At 35.3% G+C, this 16,805-nt stretch carries 13 protein-coding genes and 1 pseudogene; 7 read left to right on the forward strand and 7 right to left on the reverse strand.

What is annotated here, in order from left to right; translation table 11 throughout:
- Positions 1–49: 49 nt before the first annotated feature.
- Positions 50–715 (reverse strand): phage shock protein PspA, encoded by a 666-nt coding sequence (gene pspA / locus ACFFIT_RS01705; protein WP_385875804.1) that lies wholly within the window; start codon positions 713–715, stop codon positions 50–52.
- Positions 716–1,136: 421 nt separating this feature from the next.
- Between pspA and pspF the strand changes: the two genes are divergently transcribed.
- Both pspF and ACFFIT_RS01715 read left to right on the forward strand, forming a co-directional pair.
- Entirely contained in the window at positions 1,137–2,177 is a 1,041-nt protein-coding gene (gene pspF / locus ACFFIT_RS01710; RefSeq protein WP_385875805.1) for a phage shock protein operon transcriptional activator, read from the forward strand.
- A gap of 230 nt (positions 2,178–2,407) precedes the next feature.
- Complete coding sequence (locus ACFFIT_RS01715; RefSeq protein WP_385875807.1) at positions 2,408–2,899, forward strand: YajQ family cyclic di-GMP-binding protein; 492 nt, start codon at positions 2,408–2,410, stop codon at positions 2,897–2,899.
- Between the two features lie 111 nt (positions 2,900–3,010).
- Here ACFFIT_RS01715 and ACFFIT_RS01720 read toward each other — a convergent pair whose 3' ends face one another.
- Positions 3,011–4,672 carry a Na+/H+ antiporter gene (locus ACFFIT_RS01720; RefSeq protein ID WP_385875809.1) on the reverse strand — a complete coding sequence of 554 codons (1,662 nt, stop codon included), beginning with the start codon at positions 4,670–4,672 and terminating at the stop codon, positions 3,011–3,013.
- A gap of 344 nt (positions 4,673–5,016) precedes the next feature.
- Between ACFFIT_RS01720 and rlmKL the strand changes: the two genes are divergently transcribed.
- The 5 genes from rlmKL to ACFFIT_RS01745 all read left to right on the forward strand — a co-directional run bounded on the left by rlmKL (position 5,017) and on the right by ACFFIT_RS01745 (position 12,276).
- On the forward strand, positions 5,017–7,251 hold the full coding sequence (gene rlmKL / locus ACFFIT_RS01725) for a bifunctional 23S rRNA (guanine(2069)-N(7))-methyltransferase RlmK/23S rRNA (guanine(2445)-N(2))-methyltransferase RlmL (protein WP_385875810.1): 2,235 nt from the start codon (positions 5,017–5,019) through the stop codon (positions 7,249–7,251).
- 100 nt (positions 7,252–7,351) lie between these two features.
- Complete coding sequence (locus tag ACFFIT_RS01730; RefSeq protein WP_385875812.1) at positions 7,352–9,325, forward strand: ABC transporter ATP-binding protein; 1,974 nt, start codon at positions 7,352–7,354, stop codon at positions 9,323–9,325.
- A gap of 417 nt (positions 9,326–9,742) precedes the next feature.
- Positions 9,743–10,351 carry a YigZ family protein gene (locus tag ACFFIT_RS01735; protein WP_385875814.1) on the forward strand — a complete coding sequence of 203 codons (609 nt, stop codon included), beginning with the start codon at positions 9,743–9,745 and terminating at the stop codon, positions 10,349–10,351.
- Positions 10,352–10,398: 47 nt separating this feature from the next.
- The gene (locus tag ACFFIT_RS01740) at positions 10,399–11,385 is read left to right on the forward strand and encodes an NAD(P)/FAD-dependent oxidoreductase (protein WP_385875815.1); all 987 of its coding nucleotides are present in this window, start codon (positions 10,399–10,401) and stop codon (positions 11,383–11,385) included.
- 99 nt (positions 11,386–11,484) lie between these two features.
- Positions 11,485–12,276 carry an SDR family NAD(P)-dependent oxidoreductase gene (locus ACFFIT_RS01745; RefSeq protein ID WP_385875817.1) on the forward strand — a complete coding sequence of 264 codons (792 nt, stop codon included), beginning with the start codon at positions 11,485–11,487 and terminating at the stop codon, positions 12,274–12,276.
- Between the two features lie 364 nt (positions 12,277–12,640).
- On the opposite strand, the gene hemB is transcribed toward ACFFIT_RS01745, so the two are convergent.
- The 5 genes and pseudogenes from hemB to rsmI all read right to left on the reverse strand — a co-directional run bounded on the left by hemB (position 12,641) and on the right by rsmI (position 16,375).
- Complete coding sequence (hemB, locus tag ACFFIT_RS01750) at positions 12,641–13,642, reverse strand: porphobilinogen synthase (protein WP_385875819.1); 1,002 nt, start codon at positions 13,640–13,642, stop codon at positions 12,641–12,643.
- A gap of 56 nt (positions 13,643–13,698) precedes the next feature.
- A complete protein-coding gene (tatC, locus tag ACFFIT_RS01755) occupies positions 13,699–14,451 on the reverse strand; it encodes a twin-arginine translocase subunit TatC (RefSeq protein ID WP_385875820.1) in 753 nt (250 codons plus the stop codon).
- 119 nt (positions 14,452–14,570) lie between these two features.
- Complete coding sequence (tatB, locus tag ACFFIT_RS01760) at positions 14,571–15,128, reverse strand: Sec-independent protein translocase protein TatB (protein WP_385875822.1); 558 nt, start codon at positions 15,126–15,128, stop codon at positions 14,571–14,573.
- A gap of 161 nt (positions 15,129–15,289) precedes the next feature.
- Positions 15,290–15,434 (reverse strand): annotated as a pseudogene (gene tatA / locus ACFFIT_RS01765) (twin-arginine translocase TatA/TatE family subunit); the annotation flags it as partial.
- Between the two features lie 77 nt (positions 15,435–15,511).
- Positions 15,512–16,375 (reverse strand): 16S rRNA (cytidine(1402)-2'-O)-methyltransferase, encoded by an 864-nt coding sequence (gene rsmI, locus ACFFIT_RS01770; protein ID WP_385875824.1) that lies wholly within the window; start codon positions 16,373–16,375, stop codon positions 15,512–15,514.
- Positions 16,376–16,805: the final 430 nt, after the last annotated feature.

A 16,805-nucleotide genomic window follows, 5' to 3' on the forward strand; every position in this document is an offset into this window, starting at 1 on the left:
GTCACAATTAATTAACGTCTGGTCTTATCACTTTATTGACTAAATGGAATTACTCACTTTTTTGCAATTTTTCTTTCAATTTAGCTAACTCATTTTCAATTTCTGCTCCCGCCTTCAATTCAGCAAATTGCTGATTGATGTCTTTTGTTTTACCAAAATTAAGCGCTTCATATTCAGCATTCATACCATCAATTCTTCTTTCTAATTGTTCAAATCTTGCCATAGCAGCCTCAGTCTTGCCACTATTTAAATTTTTTCTTGCTTCTAAAGAGTTACCTGCCGCCTCATGTCTCAAAGCTAAGGTTTGCTCGCGATTGCGCGTTTCGACCAATTTTTGTTCTAATGCGGTGATTTCATTCTTCATTTTCTCAATCGCTTCGCTGATATCAGCAAGATCTCTTTTGAGTACATCTATCCACTCCACAACCTTTTGTTTTTCCATCAACGCAAGTCTTGCCAAATCTTCTTTTTGATGATTTAAAGCCAAGATTGCTTTTTCTTCCCAATCAGCCAGCTGCTTTTCACCTTCTTCAATTTTTCTTTGAATTTGTTTCTGCTCTGCTAAACTTTTAGCTGAAGTCGTTCTTATTTCAATTAGAGTATCTTCCATCTCCTGAATCATCAGCTTAAGCATTTTCGCCGGATCTTCTGCTTTATCTAATAATGCAGTGATATTCGAGTTAATTATATCCGTAAAACGTGAAAAAATTCCCATAATATTTACCTCTTTTTCTTTAATTTTAAGTTTAAAATTGTTCTACAAGCGACTTACAATTAAATTAGCGCTTTGATTGAACTTCACTGTCATGACACATATAACTCAATCAAAAATCATGCCAACTTTTAAAGTGAAATATAAATGCATTTATTTTCAATAATTTATTTAACAAAATAATCTACTCACTATTTTTGGGTTCATTTTAAGTGGTTTACTCAAATTTATTTTAACTATCCAAGCACCTAATTGTAGTCAAAAAAAACCAATCCAACCAATAAATGATAAATTAAACTCCAAAATGGTGTAAAAAACCAAATTACTGCTAATTTTAGCTTCTTTTTCATCAGAATCTCAGCTAATATGGAAAAATATTTTGGTGCCTCTGTAAAATAACAAAAATAAATCATAAGGACAGACTATGGAAAAAACAGAACAACTTATCGGTGAAGATAACCAATTTATAGCAATACTAGAACAAGCATCAAGATTGGCAAAAATAAATAAACCTGTGCTGATTTTAGGAGAGAGAGGAACGGGCAAAGAATTAATCGCTCAACGTTTACATTTTCTTTCAAATAGATGGTCAGCTCCTCTTATTACTCTTAATTGTGCTGCGCTAAATGAACAATTGCTAGACTCGGAACTTTTTGGTCATGAAGTAGGAGCTTTCACTGGGGCTCAAAAAAGACATAAGGGAAGGTTTGAGCGTGCTGATAAAGGTTCTTTGTTTCTAGATGAAATTGGCAATGCCCCAAAAATTGTCCAAGAAAAATTATTACGTGTGATTGAATACGGTGAATTAGAACGTGTTGGGGGCAGTCAAGAACTTAAAGTTGATGTAAGGCTCATATGTGCAACAAATGAAGATCTATCCCTCGCTAGCAAAGCAGGAACTTTTAGAGCTGATTTGCTCGATAGATTAGCTTTTGATGTAATTAATCTCCCTCCCCTTAGAGAAAGAGGTAAAGATATTCTATTATTAGCTCAACACTTTGCAGTGTGTATATGTCGAGAGTTAGGTTGGACACATTTCCCCGGATTTTCAGATCATGCGGTAGCACAACTATACGAACATAAATGGCCAGGTAATATTCGTGAACTCAAAAATGCTGTTGAACGTTCTATCTTTAGAACGGATGAAAACAAAGCACCTATTGAAGAACTCATTATTAATCCTTTTAAGACTCAAAAAAATACTCAGCTAGCAACACAATCAAGTTCTTGTGTTCCTTCTAAAGAAGCACAAAAAGACCAAGGAGTGAATAGATTTAAGATGCCTGATTTACCTATAGACTTTAAACAAGCAAGCCAAGAGTTTCAAGTAAGTTTAATTAATTCTGCGTTAGCTCAATCTCTATACCACCAGAAAAAAGCGGCTAGATTACTAGGGTTGACCTATGATCAATTCAGATCGCTAATAAAAAAATATGCTGATTTTATTACTTTAGCAAAGAATTAGTTTTTCTTTGCTGACAACACACTTAATGTCGACTGAAATGACTAATTAATGAATGCATAACTCTACTTAAGATTCACAAAAAAGGGGTATTTTTCATAGCCATAATATACCAAGGGGTCTATAATAATGAAAATAGCAGTTTTAATAGCATATTGTGCTTAATAATCTCTCTCTGATTGAGTGATTCTCTTTGAAGACTCATCAGTTATTTACACAAAAAAGGAGTTAACATGCCATCATTTGATATTGTTTCAGAAGTCGATTTACAAGAAGTACGAAATGGAGTTGAAAACGCATTACGTGAAGTGACCAATCGCTTTGATTTTAGAGGTGTCCATGCAGAAATCGAATTAAATGATAAAAACAAAACCATCAAAATCACTAGCGAATCAGATTTCCAAGTAAGGCAATTAATTGATATTGTAAAAGAAAAATTATTAAAACGAGGCATTGAAAATGGTGCATTAGAATTTCCTGAAGACACCATTCACAGTGGCAAAACATTCAGTATAGAAGCGACTTTAAAACAAGGAATTGAACCCCCTATTGCTAAACAGATAGTTAAAATAATAAAAGAAAGTAAGCTAAAAGTGCAAACTCAAATTCAAGGTGAACAAGTCAGGGTAACAGGGAAAGCAAGAGATGATTTACAAGCGGTTATTGCACTCATGAAAAACTCTGAACTAGAGCAACCCTTTCAGTTCATCAATTTCAGAGATTAGTAGATCTATTGACTTCAAATAAGTAAGTTGATGTCAAAAAAATAGCTTTAATAGTTAATATTTAATATATCCTAAGGCAGGAACTATCATATTCTGCCTTCACTCTGTCTATCAAACTTTTCTTTGTTGCCTATTTTCACTCAGCGTTTCACGCAAGTCCATATCACGTAGTAAGTGATTAAATGTCGGTTCGCTGATCCTATGCTGCAAATGTAACCTATCTAAGAGTTTTCTCTCAGCTTTAATCCCTGCAATATGAAGTTCTGCTTCATAATTTAGTGTTAAAATAGCCAGAGACGTCTTTTCAATTTCTTCATCGGTTAAATTACTTTCTCTTTCATATATCTGTACTAAATTATCAGCAACTTGATTAATCGCCTCCACCGAAGTTTCATCTAAATCTAATTGATTTAATAGTTCTTCTTGACGCAGACGAATTGCATCAATAGCTTCTAGCGAAAGTAGTTGATTGGCATAAATGATCTCTTGGTGAATAGGATCGCTTATGTGCGCTTCAAAATATTTCACCACTGCTGGAAGAACTAAGCTACTGACTATCAAAGAAAGTAATATCACGCCACTGGCCAAAAAAATTAACAACTCTCGATTTGGAAATGGTGCACCGTTACTGGTTAAAAATGGGATAGCCATAATCGCCGCTAGCGTAATAGCTCCTCTTACTCCTGCGAAAGTTGCTGTCAAAAGTACAGGAAGTTGAGGTAATGGAGGTTTAGAAGTAAAATCTTGATTTTTAATCTTATTGGCAAGATAGACCCAAATAAATCTTAAGAACAGCATAGCTATGTAGATAGCCACTACAAAAAACAAGAGCTGCACTACAGAGTTTGTCCCATTTTCAATTTGACTTTCATGAATGGTTTGCATGATATGAGGAAGTTGTAGCCCCATAAGGATAAAAGCTAAGCCGTTTAACACAAATTCCAGCATAATCCAAATGCTATGACTTAATAGTCTTGAAGCCGTAGAGGTTTTAATAACGTTTTGACTATAGGTCATTGTCATTCCTGCACATACTGCCGCTAGCACACCTGATACAGCCATTTCATTGGCAAGCAAATAAGCTAAAAATGGAATAAGCAATAAGACAATCACCTGGATACCTGGCTCATCGTGGCTAAATCGAGCAATTTTATTTTGGATAAAACACATCATCCAGGCAACACTTGCACCAATGAGGATCCCACCAAGTGCGACTAAGAGGAAATCTCCAGTGGCCTCCTTAAAAGAAAAAACACCTGTCACCCCTGCAACTAAAGCAAATTTAAATGCCACTAACCCTGTAGCATCATTTAATAAAGCCTCTCCTTCCAAGACCAATTTTAATTTAGAAGGCAATTTCCCCTGCCCACTGATCGCATTAACTGCAACAACGTCTGTGGGTGATAGAACAGCAGCTAATGCAAACGCCATTGGTAATGATAAAACAGGGATCATCCAATGGATAAAATACCCAACAATTAAAATTGTAAAAAAAACTAATCCAACAGCTAAGGCGAGAATCGGCCGTTTTAAAAAATAAAACTCTTTTTTAGGAAATCGCCATCCGTCGGTAAATAGTAATGGAGGTAAAAATAGAAATAAAAAAACCTCAGGGTTTAAACGTATATTCACATTAAACGGAGGTAAAGCAACCAGAGCCCCTAAGAAAATTTGAAGTATAGGTGCAGGAAGATTAAATGGTAATAATTTAACTAAACTAGAGGATAATGCCACAACAAATAGTAAAATAATTATGGAAAATAAAATATCCATGTCAATCCTTGTCTAAATATAAGCGTTAGCACTCCATAATTAAAAGCACAGTGCATTAGATGTCGCAATCATAACACTTGTTACACCAAAAATCTTACACTTTGTCTTATCTATGGTGAAACTTTATGATGAAAAATTAACGCAAAAGCAGAAAAATAGAAAGTTTAACTTAAAAATCCTTGCATCAAGCATCTTGTCTAATTCAAATGCTTATTTTACTGTCTATCCTCTTAAATGAATTAAATTATATAGTCTATCGCTAAAGCGCCAATTGAGAAAATAGTTGTTTTAAGCAAGTCTGTGCTATAATTAAAACTAAACTTATTTGATTGTTAGGATATCCCATGCAAACATATTTTGCCTCATGTGCAAGAGGCTTTGAAGAAATACTAAAACAAGAATTAACTTCACTTGGCGCTGATGAATGCCAATTAACACAAGGCGGCGTCTATTTTTCCAAAGAAAACAGTAGCCAAACGGAAAACTTAAAACTGGCTTACAGAAGTCTGCTTCATAGCCGCTACGCTTCTAGAATTCTTCTTCCTATCCAGAGTGTTGCTGCATATGATGAAATGACACTTTATATTGGAGTGAAACAAATCGATTGGCCTGCAATTATCGAAGAAGATGCCAGTATCATGGTTAGCTTTACAGGGACTAATGAAGAGATCAGAAATACACAATACGGTGCTCAAAGAGTCAAAGATGCCATTGTTGATAGATATATTCAAGATAAAAAGCTTAGGCCACACGTTGAAAAGCAAGATCCTGACATAAGGATAAATGTTTTTTTAGCCAAAGATAAAGCCCAAATTGCAATTGATTTAAGTACTCACGCACTAAATCAAAGAGGTTATCGTACCCAAACAGGGGCCGCACCTTTAAAAGAAACCCTAGGCGCTGTGATTGTTAAACGATCTGGTTGGGTCAATAGCACCCCTCTTATCGATCCTTTTTGCGGTTCGGGTACCCTATTGATTGAAGCCGCGATGCTTGCGGCGAATATGCCAGCAAGTATATTGCGTTATCGTTTCGGTTTCTATGCATGGAGAGGACACAGAGCGGATATTTGGCAAGAAATAAAAAGCGAAGCTGAATCGATTGCCAAAGAAGGTAAGCAAAAACTTATCGATCATTGTAAAGAACATGGCCCACTTTTTATCGGGTACGATAATGATCCTATCATGATAAGAAACGCTGAAAAAAATGCTGCTGAACTTGATTTACCAGGTGTTTTTCATTTTGCAACACAAGATATCACAGAGCTCTCAAATCCCTTCAATCCCAACAGAACAGGAACACTTATTATGAACCCTCCCTATGGAGAGCGACTTCATAGTGAACCCGAACTTATTGCTTTATACGGGCAGATTGGGCTTAAAGCTAAGCAATATTTTAAAGGTTGGACTCTCTCAGTATTTACTTCTTCAGAAACCTTGCTTGGCAGCTTACAATTACGCTCAAGTAAACAGTTCAAGGCAAAAAATGGACCTTTGGACTGTATCCAAAAAAACTACTCTATCAGTAGTTATAAAGCAGATCACCTAGACAATGTAAATTATTCGGATAACGTTAACAAAAGAGTGCATGATGCAGAGAGCCAACTCGATATTAAAGAACATGGTATTGCAGTTGATTTTGCTAATCGGCTGAAAAAAAATCTTTCTAAATTTGATAAATGGGCTGAAAAAGAAGGGATCGAATGCTATCGAATTTATGATGCCGATCTACCTGAATATAATGTAGCAATTGATAGGTACAGCGACTACGTCGTTTTACAAGAATATGCTCCTCCAAAAACGATCGATGAAAATATCGCAAGGAAACGCCGTTTTGATGCCATCAATACGGCACTTAATGTATTAAAGTTAACACCACAACAATTGATTTTAAAAACTCGTGAACGTCAATCAGGGCAGAAACAATACCATCGCATTGCCAAGAAAGAGAATATGATTGAAGTTCAGGAATATCAAGCCAAATTTTGGGTTAACCTCACCGATTATTTAGATACTGGATTATTTATCGATCACCGACTGGCCAGAAAAAAAATAGGTGAAATGGCTAAAGCAAAAGATTTCCTCAACCTTTTTTGCTACACAGGAAGCGCAAGTGTTTATGCTGCATTAGGGGGAGCGAGAACTACGACAAGTGTTGATTTATCTAATACTTACCTTAATTGGGCTGAAAAAAATTTATTGCTCAACGGTATAAGTGGCAAGCAACACCAATTAGTGCAAGCTGATTGCCTTTACTGGTTGTCAGTGATGCAAGAAGAAAAAACTCAATATGATTTGATTTTTGTCGATCCTCCAACCTTTTCAAATTCTAAACGTATGCATGATACATTTGATGTACAGCGAGACTACTTAACCATCCTTGAAGGTCTTAAAACCCTTCTTCGTCCCTTAGGCACCATTCTGTTTTCGAATAATCGAAGAGGCTTTAAATTAGATATAAAAGCAGTCAATGCTCTTGGATTTGATGCGGTCAATATTTCAGAAAAAACGCTTTCTTTGGATTTTATGCGTAACAAACAAATCCACCAGAGCTGGCTAATTACCCACTTAAATCAATAAGGGCTAATGGCAGTAAAAATTAATGCTTAGAATAATTTGTGAAGTATTTACTTTACTTGATTTTTTAGATATTTATGTGTTTTATTAAATAGGAAATTTTATGTCTTTAATCAGTTTATCCGGGGCGTATTTGTCCTATAGCGATGCCCCTCTCTTAGATAATGCTCAATTGCACATAGAAACGGGTGAGCGTGTATGTATCGTCGGTCGCAATGGTGCAGGTAAATCAACTTTACTCAAAGTGATAGATAAGCATATCAACTTAGACGATGGCAAATTGATCTATGAAAATGACACTGTCATCGCCCGTTTAGAACAAGATCCTCCCCGTCATATTACTGGCACAGTTTTCGAATACATTGCTCAAGGAGTTTCCGAACAAGCGAATATACTCACAGAGTATCACGCAGTTTCTCATGAAGTCGCACATAATCCAAGTGATAAACTAATGGATAGACTTTTTGAGCTCCAAGCCCAATTAGATCATCATAATTTATGGAGCCTAGAATCCAGAATAAATGAAGTCATTGTTGAACTTGGCCTAGATGGAGACGTTGAACTTTCCTCATTGTCTGGCGGATGGATGCGTAAAGCAGCTCTAGGTCGTGCACTTGTGAAAAAACCTAATTTGCTATTACTTGATGAACCTACTAACCACCTAGATATTGCTACGATTGAATGGCTTGAAGGATTTTTAAAACAGTTCAACGGGGCCATCATCTTTATTTCGCATGATCGTGCATTTATTAGAAAAATGGCAACCCGCATTGTCGACTTAGATCGTGGTGTTATCACGAGTTGGCCAGGTGACTATGATAAGTATCTTGAAGGAAAAGAAGAACTGTTAAGAGTAGAAGCTTTACAAAACGCAGAATTTGATAAAAAACTAGCTCAAGAAGAGGTTTGGATACGCCAAGGGATTAAAGCGAGAAGAACTAGAAACGAAGGGCGAGTAAGAGCCCTTAAAGCCCTAAGACAAGAACGTTCCCAACGCCGTGAAGTCCTAGGTAAAGCGAATCTAAACGTTAATGAAGCAACGCGATCGGGTAAAATCGTTTTCGATTTAGAGAATGTTGTATTTGAGAGAGTCGATAATCAAACGGGCGCCTTACGTCGATTTGTAGATAACCTAACGGCCAAAATACTACGGCAAGATAAAATTGGCCTGATTGGTCCAAATGGCTGTGGTAAAACAACGCTAATCAAATTGTTATTAGAAGAATTGAAACCCACCTCAGGTCGTTTACACGTGGGTACAAAATTAGATGTTGCTTATTTTGATCAATATCGTGCAGAGTTAGATCCTGAAAAAACAGTTATGGATAACCTTGCTGAAGGTAAGCAAGAAGTATTAGTAAATGGTAGACCTCGTCACGTACTTGGCTATTTACAAGACTTCCTATTCCCTCCGAAACGAGCTATGACACCAGTTAAAGCTTTATCTGGTGGTGAACGTAATCGTTTATTACTGGCAAAGCTCTTCTTAAAACCAAGCAATTTATTGATACTCGATGAACCAACAAATGATTTAGATGTTGAAACACTTGAACTTCTTGAAGAATTAGTTGATAGCTATCAAGGCACTGTGCTTTTAGTCAGTCATGATAGGGAATTTATTGACAGTTGTGTTAATGAATGTTGGATTTTTGAAGGTAATGGAATTATCAATACCTATGTTGGTGGATATTATGATGCGCATCAACAAAGACTCCAGTCTCACGAAGCGAAATCTCAATTAGCTAAACAAAATGGTGCAATGACATCCTCTTCGGTTTTAGACGATAAAACAAGTAAATTAGAGAACAACTCTTTAGGAAAAACGACTCAAACTGATACGCCTAGTGAGCTAAAACGTAAATTGAGCTATAAAGAGCAAAGAGAATTAGACGCTCTGCCTACTCTCCTTGAAACATTAGAAAATGAGATAACGGAGTTAAATGCTATCATCAGTAGCAATGACTTTTTTACTAAGCCACATCAAGAAACAGAAGGAATATTGAAACAATTAGCAAATAAAGAAGCAGAGTTAGAAAAAGCTTTTAGCCGCTGGGAAGAATTAGACGCTTCATCTTAACTCTTAACTCATGTTGCCTTGGCATTCTATCTGTCTAATCACCCAATAGAATACCTAATTGAGTTAAAGCATCTTTTTTATTGATGCATTTTTACACTTTATGCGATTGCTCATACTAGCTTAACTATTGAATAAAGCTTCAATTAGGTCGCATCATTTTTTTAAGTTAATGTAACGATTTTTGTGTTAACCCACGCAATTAAGTGCGAGAAAAGTCTTAACTAATTTAGATGTCCTATTTTTTAATTCCTTTTATTAATACACCTTTTATTAAGGAAGAAAAAATAGGTAACAATATTGTTGCTCGTATGAATATATCTATATTTACACCAACAAATAACCAGGACACTCATCTGTATTTTTAACTTATTTTAGGTGTACTTATTCATACGATATTAATAGCTCAAGAGGTCTCTTTTGTATTATTATCAACCATCAAATCCCTTTACATCGACAACTGTAATAGAGAAATCAAAATTTATAGCTAGCTTATCTTTTGTTGCTAACGAGAGTGACGCAAAATCTAGTATAGAGCTGATCAAAAAAAATCACGCTAAAGCAAATCACAATTGTTATGCATATATAGTATTAGACAAGAATAATAATCTTGTTATGAATCAATCTGATGATGGGGAGCCTTCTAAAACTGCTGGATTACCGATTCTTGAACAATTGAGACATGCTAATATGCTAAATACTTTAGCAGTGGTAACGAGATATTTTGGGGGAACATTACTAGGTACAGGTGGATTGATAAGGGCCTATTCAGGTGTTATAAAAGATGGACTAACAAAAGTAGAACTCACTCCTGTTGAATTACTTAAAGGATATAAAGTGACTACAGATTATACTTCAGCGAAACATCTTGAATATCTACTAAATAAGCAGCAAACTAAGATTTACGATATAGAGTATCACCATGCAGTAACTTTCGAAATCTATACCAATAACCCGACTTTACTAGAAGTAATAACAAGTATTAATAGAGAGTCTATTATTCAGCCTATTGCTGAAAGATGGATTTAAAATATTAATTTTGGTTCTTTTTTTATATATACTTCTGAGGCTAAAAAATGAAAAAAAATCATATTGCCATTATAGGAGCAGGGCTAACAGGACTTTTGCTAGCCCAAAAACTTAAAAATTTTGCGAATATAACGCTTTTTGAAAAATCCCGCGGTGTCGGCGGTAGATTAGCAACAAGACGAAATACTTCCACTACGTTCGATCATGGTGCACAATACTTTACAGCTAGAAACACTCAATTTAAGGCATGGTTAGCACCTTTAATCAATCAGAATCTAGTGACGCAATGGCATCCGAAATATGCTCTTTTTGATGGATTTAATTTAATCAGCACACAATGGCCCTCCATTGAACCCCGTTATATCGCTACCCCCTCTATGAATACCCTTGCTAAATATTTAGCCTCTGAATACCATATTTTAAACAATGTGCACATTGATAAAATTTATCGCGATACGCAATGGACGCTCAAGGATACTCATCAAAATATATATTCAAATTTTGATTGGATAATTTTAGCGATCCCTTCACATCAAGCACTTCATTTTATTGATAAAAACAGCTTTTTTTACGAAGATCTTGCTAAGATTAAAATGACGCCATGTTTTAGTGCAATGTTGGAATTCAATCATCCATTAGACTCAGCATTTGACTGCGCTCATATCAAAAATCATGATATTGCTTGGCTCGCTCTAAACCATACAAAACCGGGAAGATCTTCTGCTCCAACATTGATAGTCCAATCCTCAGCTAAATATAGTGAGCAATGTATTGATATGAAAAAAGAGGATGTGTTGGAAGATTTAATTCACAAAGTGACTAGTTTTTTGCCCTTTAATTCGGATTCTATTATTCATAAAGATATCCATTTATGGCGATATGCTAATAATCAAGACTTTTCTACAAGCAAACTCCTAGTTGATTGTGATACTAACCTAGCTATTGCAGGAGATTTCTGTTCAGGTGGTAGGGTTGAAGGGGCATTTGATTCTGCAATGAAAACCGCTGATATTATTTTAAATAAGCTGAAATAATTTTTATTGGCTTAGAGTGATGATTAATTTAGGGGCATTAAGCATGGATCTTTTTCATTCAACTTTACCACAACCTAAATCAATTTTTTCGGAGAATCTATGTCTACCCCCTCTATAACTATAGCCAGTGATACTTGCAAAAATAAATTTAACCGTATTCTTATTATTGGTGGACGAGGATCAATAGGAAGTGCCTTAGTGCAACATTACTCTCAATACAAAGGCTCTGAACTATTTACCCTATCTCGTCCTAATTCTACAGCGTTAAAGCCTTCTGTTCATAATAAAAACAAGTCATTAAGCTCATTAACAGAGTTTTATGTGGATTATTTTGATGATCAGTCTATGCAACAAGTAGTCAGTAATATAACTATTTCTGGAAAATTGGATTTAATCATACTAGCAACCGGTTTTTTACAGAATGAAACAATAAAACCTGAAAAATCTATTAATGATCTCTCGTTAAAAAATTTAGAGTATATTTTTGCTGTAAATACATTCTTACCTGCTATGATGATAAGATATTTTTTACCTCATTTAAATCCTAATATTCCAGCCGTATTTGCCGCCTTATCAGCAAGAGTAGGAAGTATAAGTGATAATAGGTTAGGTGGATGGTACAGCTATAGGGCATCAAAGTCAGCACTAAATATGTTGATCAAAACCGCTTCTATTGAACTTAAACGAGTAAATAATAATGGCATCATAGTGGGACTGCATCCAGGTACAGTTAAGTCTCAGTTATCTGAACCTTTTTTAAAAAATCAACCGCAGCATAAAATATTCTCGCCAGATCATAGTGCCCAGTGTTTATCTGAGGTTATCAACCAATTAACACAAAATGAATCAGGTAAATGTATTGACTGGAACGGCTCAGAAATATTCCCATAGGTATATTTCTATCACTGAGAATACTGTGCTAGGGGACTAAAATAGAACTCGCGATATTTTATCGCTCGTGGCTTAGTATAATAGATGAATTTAACATAACAAATCATTCATTTCACTGAGATCATAATTCAAACATATTTCGAGTATTATGACCATCATTAATATATAAAATAAAAGACTCAAAGTTGAGTACAGTCTAATCCAAGCTTGTCGCTGAAAGGAAAATAGGATAAAAGCCAATTACTATTAACTTTAAAAAAATCATCAAAGCACTAGCACATTTTGAAGAAAGCTGAATGGATATTTCATATAAATAGGCTAACTTGCAAGATTTTCAAGTTAGCCTATTGCTACAAGAAGAGTTTTAATTCTCTTGCAGCCAAGTCGCTACATCCTTAGCAAAATATGTCAAAATACCATCCGCACCTGCACGCTTAAAACAGAGTAATGACTCTAATACAACAGATTTTTCATCCAACCACCCCGCAGCAAAAGCGGCTTTGTGCATCGCATACTCTCCTGACACCTGATAGGCAAACGTAGGTACTTTAAATGTCTCTTTGCAGCGTCTAACAACATCAAGATAAGGCATTCCAGGTTTTACCATCACCATATCTGCGCCTTCTTGGATATCAAATGCTATTTCGTGTAATGCTTCATCACTATTAGCAGGATCCATTTGGTACGTTTTTTTATTGCCACCTTTTAAATTACCACTTGAACCAATTGCATCTCTAAAAGGTCCATAATAACTCGAGGCATATTTAGCTGAGTAAGCCATTATTTGTGTATTGACAAAATTCTGCTTTTCCAATTGCTGGCGGATAAGTCCTATTCTACCATCCATCATGTCACTCGGTGCAATAATATCTGCTCCCGCTTGTGCATGGGATAGAGCTTGTCTTATCAGAACCTCATTTGTAATATCATTTACTACATAGCCCGAGTCATCGATAATACCATCTTGTCCGTGGATAGTGTATGGATCAAGGGCCACATCAGTGATTATCCCCAACTCAGGAACTGCACGTTTTATTGCGATTATCGTTCTTTGCACTAATCCTTCACTATTATATGCTTCTTCAGCCATTAAGGATTTTTTGTCCACCTCAATGACTGGAAAAAGTGCTATTGCTGGTATACCTAGTTTAGCAAGTATAATGCATTCGTTAACTAAATTATCAATACTCATACGTGAAATACCAGGCATTGAGGGAATAGGCTCTATGATCCCCTCCCCTTCTTTCACAAAAACAGGATAAATCAAATCATTTACTGTAATTTGATTCTCAGCCATTAATCGACGACTAAAATCATGTGCACGCATACGACGTAATCTGGTTTGAGGGTATTGGCCAATAAGCATATTAAGTCCTTGTTAATTAATTGTGGTAAAACGTATATTTTAATTTAGATAAAAAATTAATTTTTTTGTACGGTGTCCTCGTCAGGATTCGGTTTTTGAACATAAAATCTAGATAAGAATAATGCCAGCTCAAATAAAAGATACATGGGCACAGCAAGTAATGTTTGTGAAAAAATATCCGGTGGCGTCAGTAACATGCCAAGGACAAATGCTCCGACAAAAATATATGGTCTTTTTGCCTTTAAACTTTCCGGAGATACGACACCACTCATACAGAGCAATAAAGTGAAAACGGGAATTTGAAACGCTAATCCAAAAGCAAAAAAAATCGTTAGTACAAACGATAAATACTGATTTATGTCTGGAGACACTAGCACGTCCGCAGGTGCGGAATGCGTAAAAAAAGAAAAGATCACTGGAAAAAGAATAAAATAGGCAAAAAATATACCTAAATAAAACAATATAATACTGGCACAAAGTAATGGCAATAATTTCTTTTTCTCTTTTTTATACAATGCAGGCGCTATAAAGGACCAAAATTGATACAAAATATATGGCATCGCAACGAATAAAGAGACCATAAAAGTGAGTTTAATTGGCGCAAGCCAAGGCGAAGCGACTCCTATGGCTTGTAGGCTCGTATTAGTTGGAAGTTCATTGATAAGAGGTTTTGCTACAAAATGATAGAGATCGTTGGAAAAATAAATGAGGGCAAGAAAGACAACAACAAGCGCTAATAGCGATTTTATCACGCAAGTACGCAATGCATAAAGATGGGAAATAAAATCACTTTCAGAGTGCGTTAGCATATTATGTTAAACCAGTTCCATTCTATTAAATCAGTTGTACAACAGCAAAAATTAGGGATAAGCCGCTTTATCGAAATCAATGCAACATACCTAAATAATGAGTTTAAAGTTTCTAAGGATCATTCTTGATTTTTAGCTGTTGCAATCAAAGAGTTTCTATTTTCCATTTTAACCTTATTTAAAGGAGGCCTTGGAGGATGGCAATTGATGATATTAAGATCTATTTGTTCATAGTATTCAATATCGTCATCTCTTTCTAAATCTTCCTCCTCAATTATTTGCTCAACAAACTGATTTTCTACATGCTGAGTTTTTACATTATGATCTATATTTATCAAAGTACTCTTGTACGTTTGGCCTTGAGGGGATAAAAGGCTAATATGAGCTTGCAATTCTTCAACTGTAGCTCTTAATTCTTCAATTTCCTTTTTAAGTGCTTTGTTATCAGCAGGGTATAGTTGTGATTTTGCCATCTCACCTAATTTTTGAATCTCATCTTGCATTTCATGCATCTTCAGTTCTTGGCTAAGCGTATATTGTACACCTTGACCTAATTCTCTGGCTGTTTTAATCCACTGGCTTATTGTTTTAAACGCAATAGGTAATTTCTCAGGGCCTAACACGACCAGGCCTAATACTAAAATTAATGCGATTTCACTGAAACCAAAATCAAACATATTTCCTCACTAAGACGTCTATTGATAAAAATTTGACTACTGTTAATAAGGCTATTTCAGTTTTTTATCTTTTTTATCGTCTAGTTCATTTACTGAATCTTGAAGAGGCTCCTTTATAGGATTACCTTTGGTTTCTGTGAGGCTGTTGTCGGATTTAGGGCTAGACTCTTCATCTTTTACTGATTTTTTAAACCCTTTGATGGCTTCACCTAAATCACTGCCTAACGATCTTAAACGCTTGGTGCCAAATAATAAGGCAATAATCACAGCAATAATCAAAAGTTGTGGAATGCTAATCATATTTATCTCCTTTACTTAAAAATTACATCATAACAAAACATTATGTTTTTGGGGATGTAATGCTACAGGTTAGTTAACTCGACCTAATCAAGGGGATTATCTAAACCCCATTGATATAATGGGTTTTTCTTCACCCCATGAATTTCAGCTGTGAATGCAGCTGCTTTTTTTAGTGGGAGCTCTTTCATTAATAATTTCAATGTTGCAAGGACTTTTTGATTCAAAAAATCCATGTCATCAGAGGCCGGCGCTTTGAAACCTTCTACTAATACAACAAATTCGCCTCTTTGACGGTTTTCATCGGCAACAATCCATTCGACTAACTGACCTAAAGGTGATCCATATATTGTTTCCCATATTTTAGTCAATTCTCGGGCAATAACCACTCTCCTTTCATCACCAAATACGGCTTTCATATCTAACAGTGTTTCTTTAATTCGATGTGGTGATTCATAAAAAATTAAAGTTCGACTTTCTTCTTGTAAAGATTCAAGTATCGAAATTCTTGCTTTTGACTTAGCGGGTAAAAAGCCCTCATAACAAAATCTATCAGAGGCAATTCCTGCCGCCGATAATGCGGTGATCGCTGCACATGCACCCGGTAGTGGTATCACCTTAATTCCATTCTCATGGCACAGCTTAACAAAGTGATAACCCGGATCGTTAATAAGTGGCGTTCCTGCATCAGAGACTAGTGCAATAGATACCCCAGACTGAAGCTTTTCTATGAGAATAGCTGATTTTTCCTGTTCATTATGATCATGAAGTGAGAACATAGGGGTTTTTATTGCAAATTGCTGTAATAGTTTACCTGTATGACGAGTGTCTTCCGCTGCAATTAAATCAACTTGTTGTAAAGTATTAATAGCACGTTGCGTGATATCACCAAGATTCCCAATGGGAGTAGGTACGATAAATAACTGTCCTAATTGATTATCTTGATTCATCACATCTCCCAGGTATTAATAAATCGTTATTGTTGATTGAATTACTCAGCTTAGTCATTTTAACTCTTAAACTAGGCTTATATAATAACACATTTCATTCCATTTTCTAAAACCGTTTACTAGTACTAAATATTTTATCGCTTGCAATATTCTAGAACAAAGAAAGTGGTCTTTTATCAATTCATTCAATGAATCTATCAATTACTTAAATTAGTAAGTCTCTATTTTTTCCCCTTGGTTTTAAAAAGTTTTTCTCAGTCTTATTTTTATTATCTCTCTAATCGATAGACGAACTTTAGTTTTTTTGTATTTATTTACAAAGTGGATTTTTGTTAAAATGAGATAACAATTTACACTCTCCTTTTAGTTGATTTCTGCTATAATTAAGAAATTAATGTTCTGTTTTACTTCTCATTCAATATATTGGAAA

The sequence above is a fragment of the Thorsellia kenyensis genome (assembly GCF_042432445.1).
Classification (GTDB): Bacteria; Pseudomonadota; Gammaproteobacteria; order Enterobacterales; family Thorselliaceae; genus Thorsellia; species Thorsellia kenyensis.